Origin of the sequence: Zoogloea oryzae (genome assembly GCF_030161255.1) — a bacterium.
Taxonomy (GTDB): Bacteria; Pseudomonadota; Gammaproteobacteria; order Burkholderiales; family Rhodocyclaceae; genus Zoogloea; species Zoogloea oryzae.
In genome coordinates this window covers 1-1,033 of record NZ_BSPX01000217.1, presented here as the reverse complement: position 1 = coordinate 1,033, position 1,033 = coordinate 1, and the positions used below count along the sequence as shown (strand labels likewise).

At 71.4% G+C, this 1,033-nt stretch carries 1 protein-coding gene; it reads right to left on the bottom strand.

The features are described from left to right. Positions 1 to 168 precede the first annotated feature (168 nt). Positions 169 to 1,033: ATP-binding protein (locus tag QQK25_RS23110; RefSeq protein WP_284190064.1), on the bottom strand; the 865-nt coding region annotated here is incomplete at its 5' end.

Sequence of the window (1,033 nt, the reverse complement as noted above, 5' to 3'; positions counted from 1 at the left end):
CGCGCAGGCCCTCGGCCTGGGCGGTGGCGGCCTCGATGGCGGCCACCGCGTCCCAGGCGGCGTCCGCGGACTGGGCCTGGGAGGCGCCGCTGGCGGCGGCGGTGGCGGCTTCGGCCTGCCAGGTGGAGAGCTTGGCCCTGGCCTGGCTCAGGGTGGTGGCGATGTCGGTCATGAAAAGGCTCCCTGCCGGCGCGGGAACGGCCGGCCCAGTTTGCTGAACTCTTCGGCCACGGCGGCATCGATCATGCCGTCCGTGACCACCGTGCCGCCGTCGGCGGCCATGAAGGCTGCCGACAGGGCAGCATTGCGAATCTCGCCGCCGGTGAGCTCGAAACGCTCGGCCAGCTGCTCGATCGAAATCTCGGGCGCGAGGTGCGCCAGGGGAAGCTGCCCGCGCCAGATGGCCATGCGCTCGGCCACGCCGGGGCGGGGAAAATGCACCACCTGATCGAAACGGCGCAGGAAGGCGTCGTCCACGCCCTGCATCAGGTTGGTGGCGAGGATGGCGCAGCCCTCGAAGGATTCGAGCCGCTGCAGGAGGTAGTTGACCTCGATGTTGGCGTAGCGGTCGTGGGCGTCCTGCACGTTGGTGCGGCGGCCGAAGAGGGCGTCGGCTTCGTCGAAGAACAACAGCGCGGCGTAGCCTTCGGCGGCGGCGAAGAGTTCGGAGAGGTTCTTCTCGGTCTCGCCGATGTATTTGGAGACGACCAGCGACAGATCCACCGACAGCATGGGCAGGTGCAGCCGCGTGGCGATGGCTTCGGCGGCGAGGGTCTTGCCGGTGCCGGATTCGCCGTACAGCAGCCCGATCACCGAGCGGCCGCGCTCGCCGCGGGTCATCTGCCAGCGCAGCTGCACGCCCACCCGGCGGCGTACCCGGCGGATCAGGTCTTCGAGGCGGTCGCGGGTCTGGGGCGGTAGCACGACCCGGTGCCAGGGGACGGTGGGCGTCGAGCGGGTGGCGAGGCGCAGGGCCCGGGGCGGCGTCATCCGGGCGAGTTCGGCGAGGGCGTCGGGCACGCTGGCGCCCGGC